The 25,759-nt window shown below is 59.1% G+C and carries 24 protein-coding genes and 2 pseudogenes; 11 read left to right on the forward strand and 15 right to left on the reverse strand.

From position 1 onward, the window contains the following. The first annotated feature begins 17 nt into the window (after nucleotides 1–17). From SULPSESMR1_RS03680 to SULPSESMR1_RS03710, 7 genes and pseudogenes are all read left to right on the forward strand, one after another. Nucleotides 18–1,103, forward strand: a complete 1,086-nt coding sequence (locus tag SULPSESMR1_RS03680) for an ABC transporter ATP-binding protein (protein ID WP_089419603.1) — start codon at nucleotides 18–20, stop codon at nucleotides 1,101–1,103. Beyond that, complete coding sequence (locus tag SULPSESMR1_RS03685) at nucleotides 1,104–1,988, forward strand: ABC transporter permease (protein ID WP_089419604.1); 885 nt, start codon at nucleotides 1,104–1,106, stop codon at nucleotides 1,986–1,988. Next, nucleotides 1,988–2,806 carry an ABC transporter permease gene (locus SULPSESMR1_RS03690; protein WP_089419605.1) on the forward strand — a complete coding sequence of 273 codons (819 nt, stop codon included), beginning with the start codon at nucleotides 1,988–1,990 and terminating at the stop codon, nucleotides 2,804–2,806. The genes SULPSESMR1_RS03685 and SULPSESMR1_RS03690 overlap by 1 nt, the downstream gene beginning before the upstream one ends. Nucleotides 2,807–2,810: 4 nt before the next feature. Continuing rightward, nucleotides 2,811–4,412 carry a GMC family oxidoreductase gene (locus tag SULPSESMR1_RS03695; protein WP_089419606.1) on the forward strand — a complete coding sequence of 534 codons (1,602 nt, stop codon included), beginning with the start codon at nucleotides 2,811–2,813 and terminating at the stop codon, nucleotides 4,410–4,412. Nucleotides 4,413–4,418: 6 nt separating this feature from the next. Continuing rightward, the gene (locus SULPSESMR1_RS03700) at nucleotides 4,419–5,528 is read left to right on the forward strand and encodes a mandelate racemase/muconate lactonizing enzyme family protein (RefSeq protein ID WP_089419607.1); all 1,110 of its coding nucleotides are present in this window, start codon (nucleotides 4,419–4,421) and stop codon (nucleotides 5,526–5,528) included. 14 nt (nucleotides 5,529–5,542) lie between these two features. Next, nucleotides 5,543–5,902, forward strand: coding sequence for a cupin domain-containing protein (locus tag SULPSESMR1_RS03705; RefSeq protein WP_250161468.1), 360 nt, complete (start codon nucleotides 5,543–5,545; stop codon nucleotides 5,900–5,902). Between the two features lie 26 nt (nucleotides 5,903–5,928). After that, nucleotides 5,929–6,149, forward strand: a pseudogene (locus SULPSESMR1_RS03710) (IS6 family transposase); the annotation flags it as partial. Nucleotides 6,150–6,377: 228 nt separating this feature from the next. On the opposite strand, the gene SULPSESMR1_RS03715 reads toward SULPSESMR1_RS03710, so the two are convergent. From SULPSESMR1_RS03715 to SULPSESMR1_RS03755, 9 genes are all read right to left on the reverse strand, one after another. Next, a complete protein-coding gene (locus SULPSESMR1_RS03715; protein WP_089419608.1) occupies nucleotides 6,378–8,000 on the reverse strand; it encodes a GMC family oxidoreductase in 1,623 nt (540 codons plus the stop codon). Between the two features lie 17 nt (nucleotides 8,001–8,017). After that, nucleotides 8,018–9,514 carry an FGGY-family carbohydrate kinase gene (locus SULPSESMR1_RS03720; protein WP_089419609.1) on the reverse strand — a complete coding sequence of 499 codons (1,497 nt, stop codon included), beginning with the start codon at nucleotides 9,512–9,514 and terminating at the stop codon, nucleotides 8,018–8,020. Continuing rightward, on the reverse strand, nucleotides 9,507–10,349 hold the full coding sequence (locus SULPSESMR1_RS03725; protein WP_089419610.1) for a class I fructose-bisphosphate aldolase: 843 nt from the start codon (nucleotides 10,347–10,349) through the stop codon (nucleotides 9,507–9,509). The genes SULPSESMR1_RS03720 and SULPSESMR1_RS03725 overlap by 8 nt, the downstream gene beginning before the upstream one ends. Then, on the reverse strand, nucleotides 10,340–12,070 hold the full coding sequence (locus SULPSESMR1_RS03730; protein ID WP_089419611.1) for a glycerol-3-phosphate dehydrogenase/oxidase: 1,731 nt from the start codon (nucleotides 12,068–12,070) through the stop codon (nucleotides 10,340–10,342). The genes SULPSESMR1_RS03725 and SULPSESMR1_RS03730 overlap by 10 nt, the downstream gene beginning before the upstream one ends. A gap of 60 nt (nucleotides 12,071–12,130) precedes the next feature. Further along, a complete protein-coding gene (locus SULPSESMR1_RS03735; RefSeq protein ID WP_089419612.1) occupies nucleotides 12,131–13,126 on the reverse strand; it encodes an aldo/keto reductase in 996 nt (331 codons plus the stop codon). Further along, nucleotides 13,116–14,096: a sugar-binding transcriptional regulator gene (locus SULPSESMR1_RS03740; protein ID WP_089419613.1), complete on the reverse strand. Its 981-nt coding sequence runs from the start codon at nucleotides 14,094–14,096 to the stop codon at nucleotides 13,116–13,118. Before SULPSESMR1_RS03740 ends, SULPSESMR1_RS03735 begins: the two co-directional genes overlap by 11 nt. A gap of 10 nt (nucleotides 14,097–14,106) precedes the next feature. Then, nucleotides 14,107–15,087, reverse strand: coding sequence for an ABC transporter permease (locus SULPSESMR1_RS03745; RefSeq protein WP_089419614.1), 981 nt, complete (start codon nucleotides 15,085–15,087; stop codon nucleotides 14,107–14,109). A 23-nt stretch (nucleotides 15,088–15,110) separates the two neighbouring features. Next, nucleotides 15,111–16,613, reverse strand: coding sequence for a sugar ABC transporter ATP-binding protein (locus SULPSESMR1_RS03750; RefSeq protein ID WP_250161469.1), 1,503 nt, complete (start codon nucleotides 16,611–16,613; stop codon nucleotides 15,111–15,113). Between the two features lie 102 nt (nucleotides 16,614–16,715). Next, entirely contained in the window at nucleotides 16,716–17,735 is a 1,020-nt protein-coding gene (locus SULPSESMR1_RS03755; protein WP_089419616.1) for a substrate-binding domain-containing protein, read from the reverse strand. Between the two features lie 197 nt (nucleotides 17,736–17,932). On the opposite strand from SULPSESMR1_RS03755, the pseudogene SULPSESMR1_RS03760 reads away from it, so the two are divergent. After that, nucleotides 17,933–18,181 (forward strand): annotated as a pseudogene (locus SULPSESMR1_RS03760) (DDE-type integrase/transposase/recombinase); the annotation flags it as partial. A gap of 100 nt (nucleotides 18,182–18,281) precedes the next feature. Here the strand turns inward: SULPSESMR1_RS03760 and SULPSESMR1_RS03765 are convergent. Genes SULPSESMR1_RS03765 through SULPSESMR1_RS03785 form a run of 5 tightly spaced genes read right to left on the reverse strand, consistent with a single transcriptional unit; the run spans nucleotide 18,282 to nucleotide 22,909 of the window. Then, the gene (locus SULPSESMR1_RS03765; protein ID WP_089419617.1) at nucleotides 18,282–19,109 is read right to left on the reverse strand and encodes a PfkB family carbohydrate kinase; all 828 of its coding nucleotides are present in this window, start codon (nucleotides 19,107–19,109) and stop codon (nucleotides 18,282–18,284) included. Beyond that, nucleotides 19,109–19,885, reverse strand: coding sequence for an HpcH/HpaI aldolase family protein (locus tag SULPSESMR1_RS03770; protein WP_089419618.1), 777 nt, complete (start codon nucleotides 19,883–19,885; stop codon nucleotides 19,109–19,111). The genes SULPSESMR1_RS03765 and SULPSESMR1_RS03770 overlap by 1 nt, the downstream gene beginning before the upstream one ends. Then, nucleotides 19,885–21,402 (reverse strand): tripartite tricarboxylate transporter permease, encoded by a 1,518-nt coding sequence (locus SULPSESMR1_RS03775; RefSeq protein WP_089419619.1) that lies wholly within the window; start codon nucleotides 21,400–21,402, stop codon nucleotides 19,885–19,887. The genes SULPSESMR1_RS03770 and SULPSESMR1_RS03775 overlap by 1 nt, the downstream gene beginning before the upstream one ends. A gap of 6 nt (nucleotides 21,403–21,408) precedes the next feature. Then, nucleotides 21,409–21,930 (reverse strand): tripartite tricarboxylate transporter TctB family protein, encoded by a 522-nt coding sequence (locus SULPSESMR1_RS03780; protein WP_089419620.1) that lies wholly within the window; start codon nucleotides 21,928–21,930, stop codon nucleotides 21,409–21,411. After that, a complete protein-coding gene (locus SULPSESMR1_RS03785) occupies nucleotides 21,920–22,909 on the reverse strand; it encodes a tripartite tricarboxylate transporter substrate binding protein (RefSeq protein ID WP_089419621.1) in 990 nt (329 codons plus the stop codon). The genes SULPSESMR1_RS03780 and SULPSESMR1_RS03785 overlap by 11 nt, the downstream gene beginning before the upstream one ends. Before the next feature lie 137 nt (nucleotides 22,910–23,046). Here SULPSESMR1_RS03785 and SULPSESMR1_RS03790 point away from each other — a divergent pair, with 137 nt between their 5' ends. Further along, a complete protein-coding gene (locus tag SULPSESMR1_RS03790) occupies nucleotides 23,047–24,057 on the forward strand; it encodes a LacI family DNA-binding transcriptional regulator (protein WP_089419622.1) in 1,011 nt (336 codons plus the stop codon). A gap of 140 nt (nucleotides 24,058–24,197) precedes the next feature. On the opposite strand, the gene SULPSESMR1_RS03795 is transcribed toward SULPSESMR1_RS03790, so the two are convergent. Beyond that, on the reverse strand, nucleotides 24,198–24,614 hold the full coding sequence (locus tag SULPSESMR1_RS03795) for a hypothetical protein (protein ID WP_089422125.1): 417 nt from the start codon (nucleotides 24,612–24,614) through the stop codon (nucleotides 24,198–24,200). Between the two features lie 233 nt (nucleotides 24,615–24,847). Here SULPSESMR1_RS03795 and SULPSESMR1_RS03800 point away from each other — a divergent pair, with 233 nt between their 5' ends. Together SULPSESMR1_RS03800 and SULPSESMR1_RS03805 are read left to right on the forward strand one after the other, a co-directional pair. After that, nucleotides 24,848–25,348, forward strand: coding sequence for a hypothetical protein (locus SULPSESMR1_RS03800; RefSeq protein ID WP_089419623.1), 501 nt, complete (start codon nucleotides 24,848–24,850; stop codon nucleotides 25,346–25,348). After that, nucleotides 25,345–25,734: a hypothetical protein gene (locus tag SULPSESMR1_RS03805; protein WP_162791879.1), complete on the forward strand. Its 390-nt coding sequence runs from the start codon at nucleotides 25,345–25,347 to the stop codon at nucleotides 25,732–25,734. Before SULPSESMR1_RS03800 ends, SULPSESMR1_RS03805 begins: the two co-directional genes overlap by 4 nt. Nucleotides 25,735–25,759 lie beyond the last annotated feature (25 nt).

Below are 25,759 nucleotides of genomic sequence, written 5' to 3' on the forward strand. Positions count from 1 at the left end.
GTTGAGGGAGTAAAAAATTGACAGCGAAAACCGGCGCCTTGCCGATCACCGTGCGCGACGTCACCAAGACCTATGGCCCGGTCCACGCGTTGGATGGCGTGTCGCTGAATGTGAAGAGCGGCGAATTCCTCACCCTTCTGGGCCCGTCGGGGTCGGGCAAGACGACATTGCTCATGGTTCTGGCGGGTTTCACGCGCCCGGATCGCGGCAGCCTCAAGTTCGGCGAGGACGAGATGATCCGCACCCCGCCCCACCTGCGCGGTGTGGGCATGGTGTTCCAGAACTACGCGCTGTTTCCGCATATGAGTGTGGCAGGCAATGTCGGCTATCCGCTGAAACTGCGCAACGTGCCCAAGGCAGAGGCCGAAGACCGGATCAACAGGGCGCTGGAGCTCGTGCAGCTTGGCGGGTACGGGGATCGTGGGATTGACCAGCTTTCGGGGGGCCAGAAACAGCGGGTTGCCCTGGCACGGTCCATCGTGTTCGAACCCCGCATCCTGCTGATGGACGAACCGCTTAGCGCGCTGGACAAGAAGCTGCGCGACCGGATGCAGATCGAGTTGCGGCATTTGCATGAACAATTGGGAATGACGACCGTCTACGTCACGCACGACCAGCGCGAGGCGCTGACGATGTCGGACAGGATTGCGGTGGTGAACCACGGCCGCATCATGCAGCTTGCCGACCCCCAGCAATTGTACGACCGGCCCGCAAACAAATTTGTCGCCGATTTCATCGGGGATTCGTCCTTCCTGCCCGTGACGCGCGATGGTGCAGGCATCAGCTTTGTCGGTGCTACGCTGCAGATGGAGGGTGCGGTGCCTGACGGGAACGACCTGCTGCTGATGGTGCGGCCGGAACGGGTCCGGCTGCTGACCGGCGAATTGCCCGCCGATACGAACATCTTCGACGCCAAGGTGACCGAGCTGGTCTATCAGGGCGAAAGCTACCTGCTGTATGCGCGCCTGCCGGACGGCAGCGAAATCGCCGTGCGCGGCGCGATCCGCGAAGGGACCTTCGGCAAGCTACCGCAGGTGGGAGACGCGGTGAAACTGGGGCTGCACAAGGCTGATACGGTCGTTATCGTGGATGGGGACAGGTAGATGGCCGTGACCGACCTTCATGCGGCGGGCCTGCGTCGAGACGAACGAGTGGAGCGGTGGAAACTGTTCGGCCTCGCATCTCCCGCAATTCTTCTGGTGCTGGTCATCCTGGTGATCCCGGTGGGCTGGCTGTTCTATGTGTCTTTCGTCGGTGCCGATGGGAACTTCTCGCTCGAGAATTACGAGCGGATGGTGTCGCGCAAATCCTACCTGCGGATCTTCGTGACCACCTTTCAGGTCAGCATCCTGACCACGGCGCTGTGCATCGTCATCGGCTATCCGCTGGCCTATTTCATCTCGCAGCTGCCGACACGCTGGGCCAACCTGTGCCTGGTGACGGTGCTGCTGCCCTTCTGGACCTCGCTTCTGGTGCGCACCTACGCGTGGCTGGTCCTGTTGCAGAAACAGGGGCTGGTGAACCAATGGGCCATCAGTCTCGGCCTTTGGGACGAACCGCTCAAGTTCGTGCACAACATGACCGGTACGCTGATCGGCATGGTACACATCATGCTGCCTTTCCTGATCCTGCCCGTCTACGGCGCGATGCGTGCGATCGACAAGGATTACCTCAAGGCCGCGTCGAACCTTGGCGCCAGCCCGCGCCGCGCCTTCTGGACGGTCTTTTTCCCGCTGTCCACGCCAGGTCTGTTCGCGGGGTCGCTGATGGTCTTCGTGCTGTGCCTGGGCTTTTTCGTCACCCCCGCGGTCCTGGGCGGCGGGCGCGTCATCATGGTGTCGATGAAGATCGTCTCCAATATAGAGCTTTTCGTGAACTGGGGGGCTGCCAGCTCGCTCGGCGTCGTGCTGCTGGTGCTGACCGTCATCATCCTGTGGATCGCGTCGCGGTTCACGCGGCTTGAACAGATGGCGGGGGGAGGTCACTGATGCTGAACTGGCTTAAATCCCCGGCGTCCGAAACCCAGGTGACGCATGGCCAACGCCTCTGGCTCTACCTCTTTGCCGCGGTCATCATGATGCTGCTGGTCCTGCCGACTCTGATTGTGATCCCGATGTCCTTCTCGGACTCGCAATATCTCGAATTCCCGCCCGAAACCTGGTCGCTGCGCTGGTACAGGAATTATTTCGGATCGGCCGAGTGGATGCAGGCGACGGAGACATCGCTCAAAACGGCGGTGCTGACCATGCTGGTCGCGACACCCATAGGGGTGCTGGCCGCCTATGCGCTGCATGCCTCAAAGCTTCCCTATATCCGCGCCGCCTTTGTCTTGCTGATCACGCCGATGATGGTGCCGGTGGTGCTGATCGCGGTGGGTGCATTCTATGCCTATGTGAAGCTTCAGATCCTCTATACGATCACCGGGCTGGTGCTGGCGCATTCACTGCTGGCGATTCCGCTGGTGGTCATTGTGACGGGGTCTGGCCTGCAGGGTTTCGACATGAACCTCGAACAGGCCGCCCGGTCCCTTGGTGCGCCGCGCTGGCGCGCCTTTCTGACGATCACGCTGCCGCAGATCCGCTTTGCGGTGGTGACGTCGATGCTGCTGTCGTTTCTCGCGTCCTTCGACGAGGTGGTGATCGCCATGTTCATCTCGGGCGGCGACAATCCGACCCTGACGCGCAATATGTTCAATGCCCTGCGCGACCAGATCGACCCCACAATTGCCGCGATCTCGACGATCATGATCCTGATCACGACCCTCATGATGGTGCTCGTGGCGATATTCGGGCGGGGCAAAACCTGACATCATGGAACGATATGATTACATCATCGTCGGTGCCGGCTCCGCCGGCGCCCCGCTCGCAACGCGGCTGGCAGAGGCGGGGCGGCGCGTGCTGCTGCTTGAGGCGGGCGGCACCGGGAAACACCCCTGGGTCAACGTCCCGCTGGGTTACGGCAAGGTGTTCCACGACGCCCGGTTCAACTGGAAATATACGACTGAACCCGAACCGGGGCTGAACGGCCGTCAGGTCTATTGGCCGCGCGGCAAGGTTCTTGGCGGCTCCTCGGCGATCAACGCGATGGTCTGGGTCCGCGGTCATCCCGCCGATTTCGACGAATGGGGCGCGGTCGCCCCGGGTTGGAGTTGGAAGGACGTGGCCCCGGTCTTTCGCCGGATCGAACGCTGGTCGGGCGCGCATAGCCCCGAGCGCGGTCATGACGGGCCATTGTCCGTCACGGACATGAGCGCGCAGATGCACCCGCTGACCCATGCCTGCATCGCCGCTGCCGCAGAGGCGGGCATCCCCACCAACGCGGATTACAACGGCGCCGAGATGAACGGCGCGGGGTTCTACCAGATCTCGACCGCAGGTGGGCGCCGTGCGTCGACTGCGCAGGCCTACCTGCGCCGCGCCAGGCACCTGCCGAACTTCCGGGCCGAAACCGCCGCCATGGCGACGCGCATCCTGCTTGAGGGGCAACGCGCGACCGGCGTGGAATACGTGAAGAAGGGGCGCAGTGAAAAAGCCTTTGCCACCGAAGTGATCCTGTGCGGCGGGGCGCTGAATTCGCCGCAGCTTCTGATGCTATCGGGGATCGGGCCGGCCGCGCATCTGCGCAGCCATGGGATTGATGTGGTGCTGGACGCCCCGCATGTGGGTGCGAACCTGATGGACCACCTGGGCTATGATCTGCTGTACAGGACCCGTCGGCCCAGCCTGAACCAGACCCTGCGTCCCTGGTGGGGCAAGGCCTGGGCCGGGATGCAATACGTCACGATGCAGAAGGGCCCTCTGGCGATGAGCCTCAATCAGGGCGGCGGGTTCACGCGGCTTGCCGAGGGTGCGGGCGTGCCCGACACCCAGCTCTATTTTTCGCCGCTCAGCTATTCGACCGCGCCCAAGGGCAAACGCCCGCTGATGAGCCCGGATGCCTTTCCCGCGATGCGCATGGGCTTTAACCCCTGCAAGCCCACCAGCCGGGGCAGTGTCGGTTTGGTCAGCAGCGATCCCTTCGCGTCGCCCGCCCTGCGCGGCGGCTATTTGACCAGCGCATATGACTGCGAACTGATGGTGCGCGGCGTCCGCGAGATCCGGCGCATCGCGTCCATGCCTTCGCTAGAAAACCTGATAGAGTGCGAACTCGAACCCGGACCGGGCTACCAGAGCGATGCGGATATTCTCGAATTCGTGCGCGACCGGGCTGGCACCGTCTTTCACCAGTGCGGCACCTGCCGGATGGGCACCGATGCCACAACATCTGTCGTGGACCCGCATCTGCGGGTTCACGGGATCGCCGGATTGCGCGTGGCGGATGCCGCGATTTTCCCGACCATCCCGACGGGCAACACCAACGCCGCTGCCGTCATGGTGGGCGAGCGTGCATATGACTTGATGATGCAAGGATAAGGCAGAATGAAGATCATCCGGATCGAGACCTTCGACACGAAATACGTAGGCTTTGTACGCATCACCGCCGAAGACGGCAGCATCGGCTGGGGGCAGGTGTCGACCTACAATTCCGACATCACCTGCCAGGTCCTGCACCGGCAGGTCGCACGATGGGTTCTGAACCGGGACACGCGTGATCTGGACGACTTGCTCGACCTCGTGACCGAACGCGAACACAAGTTTCCAGGGTCTTACCTGCGTCGCGCCATGGCCGGTTTCGATACCGCGATCTGGGATCTTCGGGGGCGGCAGGCGGGTAAATCCGTGGCCGAACTTCTGGGCGGGACGCCCGGCCCGATCCGCGCTTACGCCAGTTCGATGAAACGCGACATCACACCAGCGGACGAGGCGGACCGGATGAAGCGGCTGCGGGACCTGCACGGTTTCGACGCGTTCAAGGTCCGGGCAGGCGCGGAAGTGGGACGCAACCGCGATGAATGGCCCGGCCGGACCGAAGAGGTCATCACGACCATGCACCGCGAGATGGGCGACACGGCCACGCTGCTGATCGACGCCAACAGCTGTTATTCCCCCGACCGGGCCATCGAGATCGGGCGTATGCTGGAACAGAACGGCTTTAGCCATTTCGAGGAGCCCTGCCCCTATTGGGAACTGGAGCAGACCAAGCAGGTCACCGACACGCTGGACATCGACGTGACGGGTGGGGAACAGGATTGCGACCTGACGATCTGGACGCGCATGATCGACATGCGCGCCGTCGACATCGTGCAGCCCGACATTCTCTATCTCGGCGGGATCGCGCGGACCCTGCGCGTCGCCCGCATGGCTCAGGCCGCGAAGCTGCCCGTGACGCCGCATTGTGCGAACCTGTCGTTGGTTACGCTGTTCACGATGCACCTTTTGCGCGCCATTCCCAACGCGGGCAAATACCTCGAATTCTCCATCGAGGGCGCGGATTATTACCCCTGGCAGGAGGGGCTTTTCACTTCGGACCCCTACCGCATCGACGACGGGCAGGCCATCGTGACGGACGCCCCCGGCTGGGGGATCGAAGTTTCCCCCGACTGGCTGGCCCGCGCCCACTACAGCGTATCCAGCGCCGACCAGCTTTGACCGATAAAGGAACCATGACGATGATCGACCTCAAGAGTTTTTCCGACCTTTCCGCGGTTGAGGTGGGCAACTTCGCCCCGAAACCGACCACGCTGACTCCGGGCCAGACCGAAGCGGCCGTCAATCTGTGGGCATCGCAGGACGGGCAGACCAACATCGGCGTCTGGGAATGCACGCCGGGCCGGTTCACCGCCGACCGCACGGCAGCAGGTGAATATTGCCATATCATCGCCGGCCGCGCGACCGTGCGAAACCAGGACGGCTCGAACCCCCGCGAGATCGGTCCCGGCGACCTGCTGATCCTGCCGAAAGGCTGGAAGGGCGAATGGACCATCCACGAACACATGCGCAAGCTCTACGTCATCGGTGGTTGACCGCGTCCAACCGTGATCCGCATTGATCCCACAAGGGGCTGAATAACCGCGCAGAGAACAGCCATTTGCCTTTCCTAAAACGAGAGCGAGTAATGCAGGGCTTCCGATCACCGGGTGGATTGCAGCGCTTCGTCTCTATGCAGTCCGCAACCCGTAATACCTTCTGTGTCCCAGCCCGCCGTCGGTCCGCTCTCACCATCCGCTCGAAGCATTGGAGGCGTGGAAATCCGCGGCAAATGCCCCTTGATCAACGAGCCGCATGCTAACTTGCAAACTCGGCGAGTTAACGTGACAACACCGTCGAAACTTTCGATCTCTACGAACTGCAAAAACCAACTTGGGCGGTGTCGGACGGTCCGAACCATCAATCGCAAACAACCTGGCGTTAAAATCGAAATCGAGTTCATTGGCCGACTGTTCGGCCCCGCCGCATGATCAACCACGCCGTCCCGACATCCAAGTGGCTTCACCTAGATTATGCAACGGTCCCCTCCAAAATCATCTCTGCCGCTTTTTCCGCAATCATCACGACCGGCGATGCGGTGTTGCCTGACACAATTCTAGGCATGATCGAGGCATCGACCACACGTAGCCCCACCAAACCGTTGACGCGCAACTGCGGATCGACGACCGCGTTCGCATCGCTGCCCATCCGGCACGTTCCCACGGGATGGAAAATAGTTGTCGCAATGTTACCGGCCTGCTCAAGAATTTCCGCATCGCTTTGTACCGCTGGGCCAGGGAGGATTTCTTCGGGCGTATGGGGTGCCAGTGCTTTTGCCGTCATGATCTGCCGTGCCTGTTTGATCGAGGCTATGGCAATTGTCTGGTCGGCTGCTGCCGAAAGATAATTCAGCCGGATTTCAGGTTGCATCGCCGTGTCGCGGGTTGTGATGTGGCAACTGCCGGTACTTTCTGGCCGCAGATTGCATACCGATACGGTGATGGCAGGAAAGGAATGCAACGGGCCGCCGAGTCGGTCTGTCGACAGTGGCTGCACATGGTATTCGAGATCGGGCATCTCTAGGGAAGGATCGGATTTGGTGAACATGCCGAACTGGCTGGGCGCCATCGACATAGGTCCACTGCGCCGGAAGGCATACTCAGCACCGATACGTGCCTTGCCCAATATTGAATTGGCCAGTGTGTTCAGGGTTTTGGCGTTGCTCACTTTGAAAACCGTTCGGATTTGAAGGTGATCCTGCAAGTTCTCTCCTACACCGCCGAGGTTATGACGCACCTCGATACCGTGCCGGGACAGAAGATCGGGGTTTCCGATGCCTGAAAGCTCCAACAGCTTGGGTGAATTGATCGCACCAGCTGCCAAGAGAACTTCGCTCCCCGCGCGGGCCTCGCATGATCGGCTTTTGTGGTGAAAGCGCACGCCAGTGACACGAGTGCCTTCCAGTATCAGTTCACGGCATTCGGCATGGGTCAGGACGCGCAGGTTCGGGCGTTTCATGGCGGGGCGCAAGAACCCCTTCGCCGTGCTCCAGCGTACGCCGTTTTGCTGGTTGACCTCAAAAAAACCCGACCCTTCGTTGTTTCCATCGTTGAAGTCTGACCGAGGCTTGATCCCGAATTCTTGCGCAGCCCTCTGGACGGCTGCCAGGATATCCCATTTCAGTTTCTGTTGACTGACTTTCCATTCGCCACCGGCCCCGTGCAATGCGTTTTCACCGTCATGGTGGTCTTCGGACTTCCGAAAATAGGGTAGCACATCCGCCCATGCCCAGCCGGGATTGCCCATTTGCCGCCAGAGGTCATAGTCGGTTGAATGCCCGCGCATGTAGATCATGCCGTTGACCGAGGTGCAGCCACCCAGAGTCTTTCCGCGTGGGTAGGCCAAAGAACGCCCGTTCAGACCAGCCTCCGGTGCAGTTTTCATCATCCAGTCGGTGCGCGGATTGCCAATGCAATAGAGGTATCCCACGGGAATGTGGATCCAATGGTAATTGTCCGATCCGCCCGCTTCCAAAAGGAGGACGCGATTTCTGGGGTCGGCGCTCAGGCGGTTGGCCAGCACACATCCGGCGGTTCCTGCGCCGATGATGATATAGTCGTACGTGCCCTCTTGAACGGGCGGTTGATGTGGCATTGCTATTCGTCCGCTTTTCAGGAATTTGCCCAAATGGGCGCAAGTGCATCGCGCAGTGCAAGGTAGCGGCGATAGCGGGTGTCATAGTGTTCTGCCATCGCCGGATCGGGAAAGAACTCGGCACGCGGGCGCACCATCGCGATGATGCCTGCCTCGTAATCTGGAACGATCCCGACGCCAACCCCCGCACCGATAGCAGCGCCAAGCGCGCCTGTTTCCTGCGCTTCCGCTACACGAACGGGTACACCAAGACCATCGGCAAAGATCTGCGGCCAGACCGGGCTGCGTGCGCCTCCACCTGACAATGCAGCTTGTTCAAACCTGACGCCAGCTGCGCGCAGCACTTCGATGTGCCGACGATGTTCGAACATAACGCCTTCGAACAGGGCGCGCAGCAGGTGCCCTTCGCCGTGCCAACCTGCCACGCCATAAAAGCCTGCCCGAAATTCCGCCCCCTGGCGTGACCCGTGCAGGAACGGGTGAAAAATGGGGTCGTCGCGAGACGGCGAGACTTCGGAGACTTTGGCATTGCAGTAACCGAAGGGATCGTCCTGATGCCCGCCGCGTTCGATAAATTCACGTACGTACCACTCCAGATTGGCCGCCGAGGTTGCACTGGATTCGATATTGAGAAACCGCTCCTTGCCGAACCCGGCAACCATGAAAACGTTCTCGTTCTGAACGGGTGCGGCAGAAAAGACCTGATTGATGTTCCAGGTGCCGACGATCACCGAGGCTTCCCCACTGCGCACAACGCCAGATCCCATGGCGCTTGAAACGACATCGAAATAGCCCGCGATTACCGGCGTACCTTCCATCAGCCCGGTGGCGGCAGCTGTTTCAGCGCTGACAGAACCGACCAGATCGACAGGGTCGATCAGTTCAGGCAATAGCGCCTGCGCCTCTTGCAGGCCGTAAAGGGCCATCAGATCGCTGTCATAAGTGCACTCGGGCATACGCAACAGACCACAACCCGACATGTCGGAGATTTCGCTGCGCCGGTTGCCGGTCAATCGGAAAGTCAGGTAATCCTTGCACAACATAACCGTTGCCGCCCGCGCATAGAGGTCGGGCCTGTGGCGTTTGATCCAAGCCAGCAGAACTGGGGTCTGAGAGGGCCAGGGCCTTTGCAAGCAAATCGGATGAAGCGCTGCGCCCACCTGCGTGTCTAGCTCGCGGGCCAGATCGGCGGCGCGGGTATCAAGCGACTGAATGCCCACCACCGGATCGCCTGCCGCGTCCACAAGGTACAACCCGTTGCCATGACCGGCGCACCCAATGGCACGGATCTGTTCGGGGGCGATGCCTGCCTTCGCAATACAATCGCGAATGGCGTGGCGGGCATTGGACCACAGCTCGTTCAAATCGCGTTCAACGTGGCCCGGTGCTGGCAGGGAGCTTTTCCCGTCAAGCACTGATAAGGCAATCTGACGGCCCGACAAATCGAACAACACCGCCTTGATCACGGTGTTGCCTGCATCCAGCCCAAGAAGATAATCGCCTGCCTTAGCCACGGTTGTAGATATCCACTGCTTCTTCGCCGCTTGCCCCTTGATGGATCAGCGCCATCAGAGCCGATACCACGGCCTTTGGATTGTCATGCTGATAGATATTGCGTCCATAGACCATGCCTTTTGCGCCTTGAGCCATGAGGGCCGCGGATTTCATCAACACTGTTTCAAGGTCTTCTTTACCGCCACCGCGTACGAGAACAGGAACACGTGCAGCTTCGACGACGCGATGAAAGTCTTCGGCGTTCTCGGTCGGGTCCGCCTTGATAATGTCTGCGCCCATTTCCGAAGCGAGGCGGGTCAAGGTCACGATCTTTTCTGCATCCCCATCCACCTGATAGCCGCCGCGCACGTCATTGGGCAGCATCACCAGCGGCTCTATCATCAGCGGCATGCCATAGGTGTGACAGGCCGCACGGACCCGCGAGATGTTCTCGACGCATTGGCGAAACAGTTCGGGTTCATCGGGCAACATGAACAGGTTGACCACCACCGCAGCCGCGTCCATCTCCAACGCACCGATGATCGGCTCATCCGCGTTTTGCAACAACGACCACATGACACGATGGCGCCGATCGTTATAGGGGTTGCCCATATCGATCCGCATCACCAGCGCGGGCTTGTCCTTCTCCGGGCGACTTTGCAACAGGTCGGCCTGACCATAGGCGCATTGGATTGCATCCGGTTTCGCATCAATCAGAGTGTCCATAACGGCAGGCATGTTTTCGAGCCCGACCATGAAGCTCGGCTCGTTGCACACGCCGTGGTCGATCGCCACATCAAGGCATCCACCATTGGTAAACATCCGATTCATGCGGGCTTTTGTACTCAAGCGCATTCTGTATTCCTTTTTAGTGATCTTTGGTTAAGCGTGGTCGCACTGACACCGTGGTAGCGGGACAATTCATCTGTAAACGCCGCGATCTCGGCATCTGTTTGTTCGGTGGTCCAGCCCAGTTCCTGAGCCATGACATTTGCAATTGTGGCGATCATCTCTGTGCTGACTTGTCCGGTGATGGCGAGGTTGGTGCGTCGCAACAAGATGTCTGCGGGATGGCGTGCCTGTTCATGTGTGACCATTCGCACCACTTCTGCACAGGTCAGAGAGCAGCCAGCGACAACGGGCGTGTCTTGTCCACGAGCGCGACAGTCGCGCCACACCGTTGCAGCCTGTGTGCCGTAGGCATCAACCAGATAAGCTGCACGCTCCGATGATATGCCAAGGTCGCGGGACAGGCCTTCGATCAAGGTTTTAACATGCTCGGGAAAATCCTTACCGCCGCCGATAGCCAGTTGGTGTGTGTCGCAGGTGCGCGCATGCCCCAGTTCCGTCAGCACCTTGTCGGCGGTTTGTTCCGCAAAGGCACGGAATGTGGTCCATTTTCCACCCACCATGCAGATTTGGGGCACCGGACCATCCAGTCGATGGGTGAAATGGCTGCGCGAAATTCGACCCGTGAAGTTATGATCGCTGCTGGGCAGGGGACGGATTCCACTATAGCTGAAAACAATATCGTTTTCAGAGATGTTCAAATCCGGGAAAATCAGCCTGAGCGAGCCGAGGATATAATCGCGCTCATCGTCTTCGCAGCGGGTTCGTGTAACGGTTTCAACGCGTATGTCAGTCGACCCGGCCAGAACTTTGCCCAGATAGGGGAAAACGATGCAGACACGGCCATCGGTATTTTCGAAAAACATCATATGCCCGTCAAGCGCGTCATGCAGGTTGGGTGTGTCGAGGATCAGATGCGAGCCTTTGGTGCCCGAGATAAGCGGTGCGTCGTCGGGCGCGCCGCCGGTCAAGTTGCGGCGCACATTATCCAGCCACGCACCTGATGCATTCACGATCACACGCGGATTGATTGGCAGGTCAGCGCCGCTTTCGCGGTCGTGCAGGACGTATCCATCAGCGTCGCGCCTGACCTCAACATAATTCAGGGCGATGGATTGCGGGGCCATCTCGATTGTGTCCGAGATGAGCTCGATCCCGAGCCGCTCGGGATGTGAAATCCACGCATCATAGTAGGTTGCCGAATAGCGCAGGTTGGACGTGAGTTCGGGCCATTTTTCCTTTGTCTCTCTGGCCGAGCGAAAGCGGTGTGGGGGCAACTGGCGGCGTTTCCGTGTAACCAGATCATAAAGCGCCAGCCCGATCTTGACCGGAAGCGCACCGCGCTGCGCCGGCTTGTCGGATAAGCCCAGGAAGCTGGTGGCGGCGTTGAACAGGCCCGACATCCGCGTTGCCAGCGGGATCGTTGTTGGCAAAGGACGCACCATATGAGGTGCATTTAGTAGCAGGGCGTCCCGTTCTGCCAGCGACTCGCGGACAAGGTTGAATTCCCCGTTTTCAAGGTAGCGAAGTCCGCCGTGGATCATGCGCGAAGGAGCGGCACTGCACCCAGAGCAAAAATCGCAGCGCTCGACCAGAAGAACCCGAACCCCTTGTAGCGAGAGCTCGCGAAACACGCCAAGACCGTTGATGCCGCCCCCGACAATCAGGACGTCAAAATCGCCATCGCGGCGGATACTTTCGAAATTGTCCTGTCTTTGCAAAGGCATAGGTTCTCCGTTCGCCGAGCTCGGGTTCGGCGCTACTCGGGGCTAGGTGAATGTGGCAGTTCAGGTGTTCAGGTCGGTCAGATGTGTTCGAGTTGCTGTGGTGATGGCAAGGACATCGGCGTTGGAAAGGCGCAGGCGGCCTGCTGCGGCGTTTTCGCGTGCCTGATCGGCATTGCGCGCACCACAAAGCGAAAAGGTGACCCCCGGTTGCTGCAAGGTCCAAGCGATCACTGTTTGAGCAAGGCTTGCCCCGTGGTGTTCGGAAATTGGCGTGATGTCTTGCATCAGGCGGGCAACCTTCTGGCGGTTTTCGAGGGAAAAACGCGGGTTGTCCTTGCGTTGGTCATCACCCGAGAACACACGATCTGGCCCGATCTTGCCGCTGAGCAACCCCAGAGCGAGCGAGGAGTAGCTGAGCACCGAGACATCGGTTTCGATGCAAAGCGGCACATGCGTGGTTTCGATATCGCGCTTGATCATGCTGTATTCTTCCTGCACAGCGTCAAGCTGTCCTGCGGCAACATAGGCGCTGACTTCCTCGGGAGCGGTGTTCGAGGCTCCGATCGAGCGAATTTTCCCTTGTTTTTTCAAATCCTCAAGCGTCTCCATTGTCTCAGAGATCGAAGTGGTCGGGTCTTGCCAATGGGTGACGTAATGGTCGATGTAATCGGTCTTTAGGCGTCGCAGACTTTCTTCGACCTCGTAGATGATTGCGTCACGCCCCAGATATCTGTGCACGGGTCCACTGTCGTAATCAAAAAAATGGTTGCCCTTTTGGGTATGCCAAACCAGCCCGCATTTGGTGGCCAGAACGACTTTGTCACGGCGTCCGGTCAAAGCTTTGCCGACGATTTCTTCGGCCAGTCCCTGCCCGTAAGCGGGGGCGGTGTCGATCAGCGTAATCCCTTCATCAACCGCTGCCTGAATGGCGGCAATTGATGCGGCTTCATCTGTGCCGCCCCACATCCAGCCGCCAATGGCCCAGGTCCCGAGACCGATTGCCGAGGCTTCAATGCCGGACTTTCCGATCGGGCGGGTTAACATATCATGCGGCATCTTCTGATCCTTCCAAGTGCGCGAGGACGGCTGTGACCGTCTCTTCGTCCAAAACCAATGTGTCTACAAAATTGCCGTTCAGCACCGCGCGGATCGGCTGCGCCTTGTGCGCGCCCGCTGCCACGCCGATGACGGTCCTGCAATTTCCAATCTCGGCAGGGTTCAGTGCAACCAGCCGCCGGTTGAGGTCATAGTCCGCGACCTTTCCGTTCCTGCCGATCAGGTGGGCCATGAATTCTGCCGAGACGCCCATGCCGACCAGCATTTTGCGGTCGGCTTCGGGCACGGGGTTGAGATCGTAATAGCTTGAGCCACGTGGCTCGACCGAACCGATCCCAGTCAGCGCGACCGTGGCGGCACGCGCAAGGTCGAGCACTTCCTTGATTGATGCCATGTTGGTCAGCATCTCGCGCTGTGCGGCATTCTCGGCAAAGAGCGGTGCGTGCATAAGCACTGGCTTGCCTCCCAGCCGTTCAGCCATGCGCGTGACCAGATGGTTCACATCGGTATAGAATTTACCCTGCACGCCACCGGTCAACGGAACGACTGTGACATCAATGCTGCCCTCAGGGTTGAGATTGTCGACCACGGCGCTGATCGCCTTGCCGCCGGTGATCGCAATCACATCACCATCACGCAAGGTTTCCATCAACATGCTCGCGGCAGCCTGACCGACTTGTTGCAGCTTGGTCTCGGCATTGCCTGAAACCGTGGGTGTGACCATGGCAGAGGTGAGGGCTGTTGCAGACACTATTTTAGCTTCAAGATCGGCAAGCCGTTGGAACGGGCTTTCGATGTCGATCCTGACCATACCCAGCTTGCGCCCCTGGGCGATCAGACGATTCACCTTCGAGGTGGACAAGTTAAGCTTGCTGGCGATCTCTGACTGTCTGAGACCTTCGATAAAATGCAGCACCAACACGGTGTGGATTTGCCGGGTTAATTGGAAGTCGGGTGTAGGCTCCGTCATGATTTACCCCTCACCGGCGTCGTTTGTTGAGATAGTGGTCGATAGAAACCGCCGCCAGAAGGATCGAGCCGCGAATGATGTCCTGCCAGTAGACCGACACGTCGAGCAGGGCGAGCGAACTGGATACCACCGACAGGAGCACCGTGCCGAGGATGGCACCGAATATGGTGCCAGATCCGCCGTTAAGGCTGGCTCCACCGATCACCGCAGCAGCAATCACATTCAGCTCCATACCAAGCCCGAACGTAGGCTGTGCGGACCCGAAACGCGCCATATAGATAATGCCCGCCACGCCGCAAAGAGCAGAACACAGCGTGGTGGTCAGGAAGATGACGCGCTTGGTGCGAATGCCCGAATAGGCGGCGGCCTTTTCATTGCTTCCCGTGTAGAATACCTTGCGAAAAGCAGTTGTGCGCCGCAGCATGAAGTCAAAGGTTAGCACAACGATCAAGAATATGATGATGACAAGCGGGATGGGTCCTATGGCACCTTGACCGATGAACTTGAACTCAGGCGGCAGGGTAAAAAGCCCGATTGGCCGCCCTCCGGTCATCAACAGGCATGCTCCGCGTGCTATTACCATGACCGCCAGGGAAACGATGAAATGGTGCAGGCCAACGCGGGTAACAAAATAGCCCATGAACGCCCCGATGCCGGTGCACGCCACAATCGAGATGGCCGACGCGACCCACGGGTCAATACCCTGAAGAAATAGCCAGCCGGCGATTACCATGGCCAGCGCTGTGACCGATCCTACCGAAAGGTCGATGCCCCCTGAAATAAGCAGAATGGTCATGCCTACCACCACAATGCCCTCGACCGCAAAGGCCATGACCATGGCCCGCATATTCACCCAGGTCAGAAAATAGGGTGACGCAAAGGACATGCCGATACACAGGACCAGGATGATGGCAATCAGCCCTGTTTCACGCATCTTCAGCAGTTTTATCAGCGGGCTGCGACTACGGGGGCCGTTTGCAGTCAATTCCATCTGTTTTTCCACGTAGCCCTCCCTCAGGCCGTCATTGCATTTAGTTGGGGCGCATCCAGCACAGAAGCCAAATACATGATGTTTTCCTCGGTCATCACTTCGCCAGAGACCTCGCCGCTGATGCGACCTTCGCGTACTACGAGAACGCGATCACTTATTCCGATCAGTTCGGGCAATTCCGAAGAGATCACCACAATGCCCACGCCTGAGCTCGCTAGGCTGCGCAGGATACGGTGAATTTCGGCCTTCGCCCCAACATCGACGCCACGCGTGGGCTCGTCCAAGAAGATCAGTTTCGGATTGACCGACAGCATCTTTGCGATTGCAACCTTTTGCTGATTGCCCCCTGAAAGGGACGACACCGGATCGGAAAGTTTGCCGTATTTGAGGTTCAATTTCCGTGCGAGACTTTCGGCAAGTGCCTCTTCGCGCTGGGAATTGATGGTGCCTGCAGTTGTCGTCACCAAACCCAGATCCAAAGCCGAAATATTCTCGGCAATTGACATTTCCAGAAAGAGGCCATCGCCCTTGCGGTCTTCGGAGAGGTAAACCATACCCGCGCGGATACTGTCGCCATAAGTGCGCAGGTTCAGCCTTTCACCGTTTAGTCTGACGTCACCTGTCACTGTCCCTTCGAGGTGGCAGATGCCCTTGACGATTTCGCTGCGCCCGGCACCAATCAAACCGGCGATGCCCAGAATTTCACCGCGCTTCAGTTGGAAGGAAACATCGTGGAAACGACGCGTGTCAGTCAGGTTTTTTACGTCGAGGATGACATCTTCGCTTGCATCTTCCACGCGCAATTTGTCGGGGTAAAGCGTATCGACTACGCGCCCGACCATTGCATTGACTACATCAGCCGGTTCAATCTCGGCCACAATTTGGGTCGTGATGAATTGACCGTCACGGAACACCGTAACGCGGTCGCAGTTGTCAAAAATTTCGACCATGCGATGCGAAATATAGATAATTGAAATACCTTGATATGCCAGACGTCGCATAATGGTGAACAGAAGGTTGGCCTCGCGCTCGGTCAGTGCGGCCGTCGGTTCGTCAAGGATCAAAACCCTGCAATCCAGAGTCAGCGCTTTTGCAATCTCGACCAACTGTTGATCTGAGATAGGCAAATCGCGCACCAGCGTCGCGGGGTCGATATCAGCCAACTGGCCAAGAACGTCGCGCGCCTTGCGCGCAAGCCCCGCGTAGTCCATCAGCATCCGTCGGCTCTGGTTGGTCGTGGACATGAAGATGTTTTCGGCCACCGTCACCTCAGGACACAATGCGATTTCCTGGTGCACCAAACCGATGCCGAGCTTCTGCGCCTCAGTGGGCGATGCAATAGAGACCGGTTCACCGTTCCAGAAAATCTCGCCGCTGTCTGGTTGAAGAATGCCGTCGATGATATTCATCAATGTCGACTTGCCTGCACCGTTTTCACCGGCAAGGGCATGGATCTCCCCGCGCCGGAGTTCGAAATCTACTCCTCTGAGTGCACGGACCGGGCCAAAAGACTTCTTGAGGTTCACGATTTTCAGGATCAGGTCTTCTTGCATTTGACTACCGAACGTTAAATGGGGCGACTAAGGAAAGAGGCGGGCCGAAGCAGTCAGCCCGCACTGCAAACCGGTTCAATTCGGGTCGCGACCTTCCATGTAGACGTTGAGATCGAAACTGTCCGCGTTCTCTTTTGTGATGACGGAAAACCCATTGTCGACAAAGGGAATCTGCACGGGGTTATAGCCCGAAACTTTGTAGTCGTTGAACGGATCGAATACCTCGGAATGGGCGGCAAAGAATGCAGAAAGAAAGCCCATGAAACCCTGCATGCCCTGATTGGGATTCAGGGCCATGTGGATGTTGCCCGCTTTGATATGTTCCAGCGTCGCGGGAGTGATATCAGCATGCATCACAAGTACATCCGACTTGGCTTCGAGGATCGCGGCAACCGCACCCTCGGCGGAGCCTGCCTCGGGAATCCAGATCGCGCCCAGATCGGGGTTTGCTTGCAGGATCGAAGCGGTAGCACGATAGGCTGCGGTACTGTCTTGGTTGGTTGCCTGACGTCCGACAAGTTTCATATCGGGGTAGTTGGCTTCCATGTAGTCGATTAGCGCGGTCACCCGCAGGTCGTGATTCGACTGGCCAGGGTTTTCAAGCACTGCGTATTGTCCGGTTGCCCCGATTTGCGAGACGATCTCGTCTGCGGCAAATTTTGCTTCGGCCAGATTGTCTGAGGTGATGTAGGCTGTTCGGTTTGAGTTTGGCGAGTCGGCGGCAAAGGTCACGACTTCGATGTTGTTGTCCATTGCGCGATTGATCGGTTCGATAAATGGATCCGACTGCATCGGGTGAACCAGAATACCCGCGGGCTGCTTGACCATGTCTTGCTCGAAAGAGGCAATCTGCTTGGTAATGTCATAGTCCGGCGTGCCCGAGAACACTGTCTCGCAGCCGAACGCTTCGGCGGCTTGCTTGAACCCCTGATAGACTGGCACCCAGTAGGGATGGGCCGACACCATTACGTTCATGATGTAGGTTTCGCCTTCGGCGCAGCGCAGGGTGTCTTGTGCCGATGCCGTCGAAGCAGTTGCCATCGAAATGGCCAGAGCCGCTGGCGCCAGCGCCAGTGAAATCGCTAATCTTTTCATTTTTTCCTCCCAATATGAGGGGCTGAACCCCCCTCCTGGATGTGGAATCTTGCCTCCTCGCAAGTAATTTCACACCCCGCAATTTGTCGCGTAGTGGATGAATATGGAGTGGGAGGTCGTCGGTCAATGCGTTCTGGAAAAATTCCTATTGGGTGAAATTTATCCCACTGAAGTGATGCTTAGCCGCTTGAGTTTCGGATGTTGAGGATCAGTTGGCCGAGAGGGGCGTGATTGTTTTGTATGAAAGCATTCGTGTGTGGTGCCTACGGTTCGGGACTCAGATCGCCGCGTGTATGCGACGCGACCGTCCAGTACCGGCCGACGAGCGGCACCTCGACGAGGTTGTAATCTCTGGCCGGGGCCAGAAGCATTGGCTCTGGCGGGCCGTCGATGCCAACGGTAGTGTGCTAGAAATCTTGGTGCAAAGCCGCAGTAATGCCCGTGCTGACGCGTTCAGCCTGTGGGCCGACTTTGCCGACGAAATGACCGCGTGAAAGCCGCGCTGTTCTTGCTCAGGCTGTGGGCGAACAACATGACAATGCCCTTTCAACGTCTCGCGACATGACATGCGGCGGCCTGATTGGCGTGTTCGACCGCTGCACGTTCGTCTTGTCCTTCGGCAAGCGCGAGAATAAAGGCACCGTGCCAGGTGTCGCCGGCACCGTTGGTGTTTGTTGGCGTTACTTGCGGCACGGGAACTTCGCTCAATGTTGTGCCATCGTGGCAAAGCACCGGGTCATGCCCTCGGGTAACACAGACCCAGCACCCGAACCGCGCGGCAATGGCCGCCAACGCCTCACCGTTGGCGGCTCCAGCAAAATCATGCAACCCTTGCAGGGGAAATGCGATGTGGCTGGCGTGGGGCAGGGCGGCTTCGGCCAGTGTCACCGGCGCTTCGCCATCTATGACCGCCGGTTTGCCCGCCCGGCGTGCCGCCACTAGCAGATTGTGGGATAGCGTGCCGAACCGGGTATCCACCAGCGCCCCGTCATAAGGAAACGGATCGGGTAGCGGAGGGATTCCCTCGACGATACTGTCGTCGCGCCGGTTGATAACGCTACGTTCGCCATCAGGCAGAATAAGCACGCTGGAGTGGGGCGTGACTGCGCCGTGTGCGATATGAAGATGCCGGGTGTCAACATCCAGGTCCGCAATCCGGCGACACAAGATACCGCCGATTTCATCATCGCCGACAGCGCCCACCAGAACACCAGCACCGCCCAGCCCCACCACCGCCTTGGCGGCGTTCAGGGCGCCACCACCAGCGATCAGCCGCGCCCCGAGGGCGCGGTATTTTACACCCGGTTTCGGCGGGTCGGCCACGTCCATTTCCATATCGAGGCTGATCAGCCCGCCGCAGGCGATCCGAAGCATCAGCCGATGGTTTCGTCACAGGCACGCCGTGCGGTACGGGCGGCCTCGGCCAGCATTGCGATGTCGCAGGGGCCGACGATGAGGCTGTATCCGCCCAGTTTCAGTGCCTTATAGTCTCGCCCCGCCCCCAGAACCGTTCCGAGTTTAAGCCCGCCGTCGCGGACCTGCTTTTCAATCGTCGCAAGGGCGTCATGCACTTCGGGGCGATCCATATCTTCCAGAAAGCCCATAGCTGCAGCCAGATCGTTTGGCCCGATGAACACCATGTCAACGCCTTCGATCTGTGCAATCTCGGACACGTGGGTAATGGCATCGGGATGTTCGATCTGCACCATCAACAGGGTCTCGTCATGGGCGATATTGCGGGCATAATCGGCCACAGCGCCATAACCCGAAGCGCGCACGATGGGGGCCGCATAGCCACGACGCCCCCGGGCCGGATACAGGCAGGCATCGGCGATGCGGCGCGCCTCGTCGGCGCTCTGCACCATGGGCACCATGATCGAGCGCGCGCCACGGTCAAGGGCGCGTTTCAGGGTGGCATCGTCTGAATCGGGTACCCGCACCACCGCCTGGCCGCCTGCCGCTTCGACCGCGCGGATCATGTTCAGCCCTTCTTCCAGCCCGAATGTGCCATGTTCACAATCGATCACCACGACATCCCATCCGCAATGAACCAGAAGCTCGGCCACATCGGGCGATCCGATTTCAAGCCATGCGGCGGTGACGGTTTCACCCGAGTTGATCCGCGCCTTAAGTGTGTTTCTACCAGTCATTATTGTTTCTCTGTGTTGCCGGGCGGGGCCCGATTTTCAAAAACGTTGCGCGCGGCGCGCACAAGAAGTGCGACCCAGACGGCAAGGGTGATTGCCCCCAGAACCGCCGCCGCGCCGCGGTCGAAGAATTGCGTCAGGTCGCCCTGAGCTTTCATCATCGACACCATGAAGTTATCCTCGACCACCTGTCCCAAGACGATGCCCAGGATGGCAGGGGCCAGAGGAATATCGGCCCACAGCATGGCGCAGGCGACCAGACCAAGCACAAGGATGATCCAGACCGCCAGAACACTGCCGGTGATCGCATAGCCCCCGATCAGAGACAGCAGCAAGATCAGCGGCATCAGTACCGCACGCGGCACTCGCAGCAGATAGGACGCCACGCTGACTGACATGCCGCCCGACAGCAGCATCAGGATGTTGGCCAAAAGAAACGAACCGAACAGGGTGTAAACCAGCAGTGCATCGTTGGTGAAAATATCGGGGCCGGGGGTCAGACCTTTCATCATCATCACGCCGATGGCGATGGCCGTTACGCTGTCGCCCGGAATGCCGAACACCAGTGCGGGTGTCCAGGCCCCCGCGACGGCGGCATTGTTGGCGGCCCCGCCATCGACGATGCCTTCCATATGTCCGGTGCCGTATTTTTCCGGGGTCTTCGAGATCCGCCGCGACAGGGCATAGGCGATCCATGCTGCCACATCGGCCCCCGCTCCGGGCAGGGCGCCGATTACCGTGCTGCCGGTGGCCGAACGCAGGACATTTTTCCAGCGGCTGGAGAATTCGCCCCAAGCGGCCGCAATGGCGGTTTTTAGTGGCTCGACCGTGATTCCACTCAGGCGGGTCACGCGTCCCAACGCCGCGTTGCGCAGCAGTTCGGACAGGGCAAAAATGCCGATCATCGCAGGGATGAAGCTGACCCCATCGTAGAGTTCGAACACCCCGAAGGTATAACGGGGATGGCCAACGGCCACGTCGATTCCGACGGTGGCCACGGCCAGACCGATGAAAAGACTTGCAAAATTTCGGGCCACGGATGGCCCGCCCACGAATACCGCGCAGGACAGGCCAAGGGTCGCCAACCAGAATGCCTCGTCGCTTGAAAATCCGCGCGAAAGATTGGCGAGTTGCGGTGTGGCAAGAGCTAGGATCAGCACCCCGATCACACCCCCCGACACCGACGCCAGAAGCGATGTGAACAGCACCGTGCGCGGCTTGCCGTTTTGCGACAGGCGATAGCTGTCTTCGACATAGGCGGCCGAGGCGGGGGTGCCGGGAATCTTTAGCAGTGCGCCCGATATATCGCCTGCAAAGATGGCGGTGGTGGTCGTGGCGACGATGGCTGCAACTGCCTGCACCGGCTCCATGAACCACGTAAACGGCACCAGAAGCGCGACGGCCATTGTCGCAGTCAGCCCCGGCATCGCGCCAACAAAGGCGCCGTAAAAGGTGCAGACCAGGATGGTGGTAAAGATACGTGGGTCAAAAATGACCGCAAGAATAGAGAGCAGATCCATTGCCGCCTACCAGGCCCAGTTTTGAAGAATGCCCCAGGGTAGAACCACCCTCATCAGCGAATAGAATATATAATGCAGCACCACGGGCGCGATCAGCGCCATGATCAATGCCAGCGTCCAGCCGCCCCCGAACACCCGCACGGAAGCCAGCAGTGCCAGCGCGGCGGTGACGTGAAACCCCAGCACCGGCAGCAACAGTGCGAAACCGGCAACAATGGCCAGCACCGCAAGAAAGGGCAGCACTGCGAAGGGGGCGGGCGACGTGTCGTCTGCCGGAGAAACCGCAAGCCGGTCGCGCACAGCGCTCAGCCCGATACCGAGCCCCGACAGGATCAGCCCGCCTGCGATTATCTTTGGAAACAGATCGGGGCCGAAAGCTACTGCTCTGATCTGCGGAAAACCCTGCGCGCCCCAGATCATCGCGATGGCGATGGCAATCAGTGCTGCCCCCGCCACCACGTCGCGCAGAAAAGTCGCCGGGCGGGCGTTTTCGCCCGGCGACGCGCCTATGTCCTTGTTACTGGGCAAGGCCGACCGCCTTGATCGTGTCGCCTAGGGCGGCGTCCTGCGCCTCCATGAAGGCTGTCAGATCGGCGGCGCTCATCGATACCACGTCGGCGCCGCGGCTGGCCTTGAATTCGGCCCATTCCGGGGTCTGCACGATCTCTGCAACCGCCTGCTCATAAGAACATGCGATGTTCTCTGGCATCCCGCCGGGACCGGACATGGTAATATAGGCGGCCAGGGTCCAGCCGCTGTCCAGCGCTTCGGAAGTCAGCGGCACATCGGGCAGGGCGGCCATCGGGCTGTTATGCATATAGGCCAGCGCGCGCACTTCGCCGGAATCTACCAGCGCCTTGCCTTCGGACAGGGCTGGGGTAGCCACATCGACACCTCCTGCGATCAGTTCCTGCAAGGCAGGCGCGGCACCCTGCGATGGAATCCAGCGAATAGCCTCGGGGTCCATCCCTTCTGCGTTCAGCATCCCCGCCAGCGCCAGATGCCAGATTCCGCCCAGCGACGTACCCGAGGCGGTCAGATTGCCGGGGTTTTCCCGCGCATGAGCCATTAGTTCATCAAGCGACTTGAACGGGCTGTCCTTGCCCACCAGAACGCTGGACGGCACGATATCGACCAGCGCGATCGGCGTGATGTCGTTATAGGTCAGGTCGGTCAGGCCGACCCAGTGCATAGTGTTGATTTCAACCGTCACGGCGCCCACGGTGTATCCGTCAGGTGCGGCCATGGCGATGGCCGAATGGCCGGTTACTCCATTGCCGCCAGTGCGGTTTACCACGTTGAACGGCACGCCCATCTTCTGCTCCAGCATGCTGGCCAGCATCCGGGAATTGGCGTCGGTGCCGCCGCCCGCGCCCCAGGGCACCACATAGGTGACGGCGCGTTCTGGCGTCCAGTCGCACGACTGCGCAAAGGCCGCGCCGCCGCCAATTATGGCGATCACACTCAGCGCGCAAGCCCGCGCGCCGGTTTTTGCAAATAGGGTCATAGGTTTCTCCTCCTGTGTCGTTCCCCGCGCGAACACTGTGCGCAGAGCCTCCCAACCTGAAATAATCACATCGCAATTGCTGTAGTCAATCGATTAACCAACTGGATTATGTCCCGCTTGCCAGATATGGTCACCCCATGACCAAGCGGATCACCCTACGCGATATTGCAGATGATTTGGGCGTCACGGTGTCCACCGCATCGCTGGCATTGCGGGGGCATCCGCGTATTTCGGCGGAAACCACGCAAAAGGTGGAACAGGCTGCACGGCGCATGGGGTATATCTATAACCGGGCTGCAGCCAACCTGCGCCAGACCCGCAGCAACCTGATTGCCGTGTGTCTGGCGGACTTGTCGAACCCAATGTTTAACGAATTTCTGGTGCATATCGAGGATGCGCTGAACCGCCATCACAGGCAGGTGTTTCTGGGTATCGCCCGCGAAGATGCGGGTCTGCAGCGGCAGTTCCTGAAAACTGCGCTGGAGCAGGGGGTCGGGGGCATTCTTTTGTGCCCCGTCCACGGTACCAGGGCCGACGATCTGTCGGGATTGATGCGCAGTGATGGTTCGGGGCCGGTTGTGCCGACGGTGCTGTTTTCCCGCGCGCTGGAGGATGTGCCGCTGCCGCAGGTGGTAAACGATGATCTGCGCGCGGGGCGGCTGGCCGCCGAATGCCTGATCGTCCGAGGGCACCATCACATCGTCTGGGTTGGCGGCGGGCAGGAAACTTCGACCGCCCGTGACAGGCTTGCGGGGTGTCGTGCCGCGCTGGCCGACGCGGGCCTGCCACCGCCTTGCGTTCTGCATGGGCCGACGTCGCGTCGGTTCGGCCATGAGGCGGTGCATGCCGTGCGGGAATGGCCCGATCCGCCCTCCGGCATGGTGTGTTTCAGCGATCTGATTGCCTTTGGTGCGATCACCGCCTGCCACGATCTGGGGCTGGTCCCGGGGCGCGATCTGTCCATCGTCGGCTGTGACGACATGGAGGAGGCAGGGTTGAGTTTTCCGCGCCTGACCACCGTGGCGGTAGACAAGGGCAGCATTGGCCGCGCGGCATCGCACAGCCTGCTGTATCCTCCGTCGGGCGGAGGCGTGACCTGCCTGCCGCCTCGCCTGATCCTGCGCGAAACTGTCGGTCCGGTGGCTTGATCCAGGTGTCATCACCTTGCCCAGCCGAGAGACGTGGGCGGGGTCGGCGTGTGGTTCGGCCTTGTGGTCGGGCTGGGCGGGGCTGCGGTGACGCTGGCATGGCGCTTCTGGCGGGTCAGCTTCCCCGCGATGCAGACGTCCTAGCCGTTCATCAACCGATCGGCCTTTTTGCGCACCAGCACGCTGCGCAGATCGTGCATCGCCAGCAGCAGCGCATCGGTCACATCTTCCAACTGGTCATCGGTGGCCCTGGACTGTGCCCAATGCGTGGTCAGGTTCAAATAGTCCACTGCGCGGTGGATATCGTCAATGTCGCGCGCCGCCAGCAGCGCCTGCCGCGAGGCCATCCACGACTGGATTTCGGCCATATCCTCGGGGCTTAGCGTGCGGTCGTCATGCGGTTTGACCTCGCCGTTGCGGATGTTGATGACAGCGATCTGGTCCATCTCGATCCGGCGCTGCCGGTTCTCGGTGTCGATGCGAAATACGGCTGCCCCGTTTTCCCGAACTCTGAAATAATAGTCGGGTAACTCGCCTGCCCTGCCGCAATCCTTGATCGTTCGGGTGTCTTCCGCTTTGCGTTTAACAGCAACGGGTTGCCAGGCTAACAGCAACGGGTTGTCAGGCAAAGAAATTTAGTCGTCGGGAAGCAGGCAAGGGAGATGTTGCGATCGAACTGCAACCTTGTACATACTGTAGCGGATAAAAGACGAAACTTTGTTTAATTTTAACTTTGGAAAGTTGTTAAGGCATGCTACTGAGGTGGGACAACCAAGCAATGGAGTAGAAAATGACCAGTTACACACAAACCGCTGAAGAACTGATGAAAGCTATCGTGACCTACAATGAGGATCTGGGCACATCAAAAGACCTGATTAACAGGCTTAGTAACAACGTTTCTTGGTATTTCTTTGAGACAGATGGAGTCTATCATTACGGACCCAGCAAGTGGGTCGGCTACAAGGATATGGATGCAGAAACCTATATTCGGCTGACCGATAGCAGGGAGCTGGGCGGTCAGTTGACTGAAGCATCGTTAGCTTCTTTGCGTCGTCAAGTAGCGCCAAACACTAGCGAGCATCTTGCTCACTATGATCGGTTGACGAAGATGCTGGCGGCTTATGGTAAGGTGCCAAACAAGCGGGTACGCTTCAACGCAATCGTTAGTATCGACGATGTTGATGTGGAGGAGGCGGATAGAAACGCGAACCTTGTAGCACTTATTAGCGCTGTAATCCGGACATTGCCAGAAAGTGCTAAAACGCAGTTGAAGCGAGAGTTTTTTCTGTGATGGGATATGACGCAATACAACGAAAACTTGTTGATGTTGAAATATTTCATGGGTGGCCCTCTGGAGCGATCGCGCTTTTTTATGACGCTTCAGGCGTTCTCATTAAGACTAAGCAGGCTGATGAATTTTTCGATATTTCAGATGAAATAGACGCCATGCGACTAGGTAGGTTCCCATGGCGGGCGTCAATCGGGATTCTCTATGAGGTCAGCAGTTCCGACCCTCGGACACATGATGACCACTATGTGAATATGATTGCTTCAAATATTTCTTACGACCTCACATTTGATGGCTTTGAAGTTACAATGAAGCGGAATACAAAGCTGGAGACCAAGTTAGGCCTATTCGTCTGGGACCTCTCTATAAATATCAACAATTCCGACTAATTGGCTCGTGTTTATGGGAGTGGCT

Source organism: Pseudosulfitobacter pseudonitzschiae, assembly GCF_002222635.1.
Classification (GTDB): Bacteria; Pseudomonadota; Alphaproteobacteria; order Rhodobacterales; family Rhodobacteraceae; genus Pseudosulfitobacter; species Pseudosulfitobacter pseudonitzschiae_A.

Bases quoted from the DNA above. Each gene is read 5' to 3' on its own strand.
- SULPSESMR1_RS03685 (WP_089419604.1), top strand. From the start codon at position 1,104: ATGGCCGTGACCGACCTTCATGCGGCGGGCCTGCGTCGAGACGAACGA.
- SULPSESMR1_RS03690 (WP_089419605.1), top strand. From the start codon at position 1,988: ATGCTGAACTGGCTTAAATCCCCGGCGTCCGAAACCCAGGTGACGCAT.
- SULPSESMR1_RS03695 (WP_089419606.1), top strand. From the start codon at position 2,811: ATGGAACGATATGATTACATCATCGTCGGTGCCGGCTCCGCCGGCGCC.
- SULPSESMR1_RS03700 (WP_089419607.1), top strand. From the start codon at position 4,419: ATGAAGATCATCCGGATCGAGACCTTCGACACGAAATACGTAGGCTTT.
- SULPSESMR1_RS03705 (WP_250161468.1), top strand. From the start codon at position 5,543: ATGACGATGATCGACCTCAAGAGTTTTTCCGACCTTTCCGCGGTTGAG.
- SULPSESMR1_RS03715 (WP_089419608.1), bottom strand. From the start codon at position 8,000: ATGCCACATCAACCGCCCGTTCAAGAGGGCACGTACGACTATATCATC.
- SULPSESMR1_RS03725 (WP_089419610.1), bottom strand. From the start codon at position 10,349: ATGCGCTTGAGTACAAAAGCCCGCATGAATCGGATGTTTACCAATGGT.
- SULPSESMR1_RS03730 (WP_089419611.1), bottom strand. From the start codon at position 12,070: ATGCCTTTGCAAAGACAGGACAATTTCGAAAGTATCCGCCGCGATGGC.
- SULPSESMR1_RS03735 (WP_089419612.1), bottom strand. From the start codon at position 13,126: ATGCCGCATGATATGTTAACCCGCCCGATCGGAAAGTCCGGCATTGAA.
- SULPSESMR1_RS03740 (WP_089419613.1), bottom strand. From the start codon at position 14,096: ATGACGGAGCCTACACCCGACTTCCAATTAACCCGGCAAATCCACACC.
- SULPSESMR1_RS03745 (WP_089419614.1), bottom strand. From the start codon at position 15,087: ATGGAATTGACTGCAAACGGCCCCCGTAGTCGCAGCCCGCTGATAAAA.
- SULPSESMR1_RS03755 (WP_089419616.1), bottom strand. From the start codon at position 17,735: ATGAAAAGATTAGCGATTTCACTGGCGCTGGCGCCAGCGGCTCTGGCC.
- SULPSESMR1_RS03765 (WP_089419617.1), bottom strand. From the start codon at position 19,109: ATGCTTCGGATCGCCTGCGGCGGGCTGATCAGCCTCGATATGGAAATG.
- SULPSESMR1_RS03770 (WP_089419618.1), bottom strand. From the start codon at position 19,885: ATGACTGGTAGAAACACACTTAAGGCGCGGATCAACTCGGGTGAAACC.
- SULPSESMR1_RS03775 (WP_089419619.1), bottom strand. From the start codon at position 21,402: ATGGATCTGCTCTCTATTCTTGCGGTCATTTTTGACCCACGTATCTTT.
- SULPSESMR1_RS03785 (WP_089419621.1), bottom strand. From the start codon at position 22,909: ATGACCCTATTTGCAAAAACCGGCGCGCGGGCTTGCGCGCTGAGTGTG.
- SULPSESMR1_RS03790 (WP_089419622.1), top strand. From the start codon at position 23,047: ATGACCAAGCGGATCACCCTACGCGATATTGCAGATGATTTGGGCGTC.
- SULPSESMR1_RS03800 (WP_089419623.1), top strand. From the start codon at position 24,848: ATGACCAGTTACACACAAACCGCTGAAGAACTGATGAAAGCTATCGTG.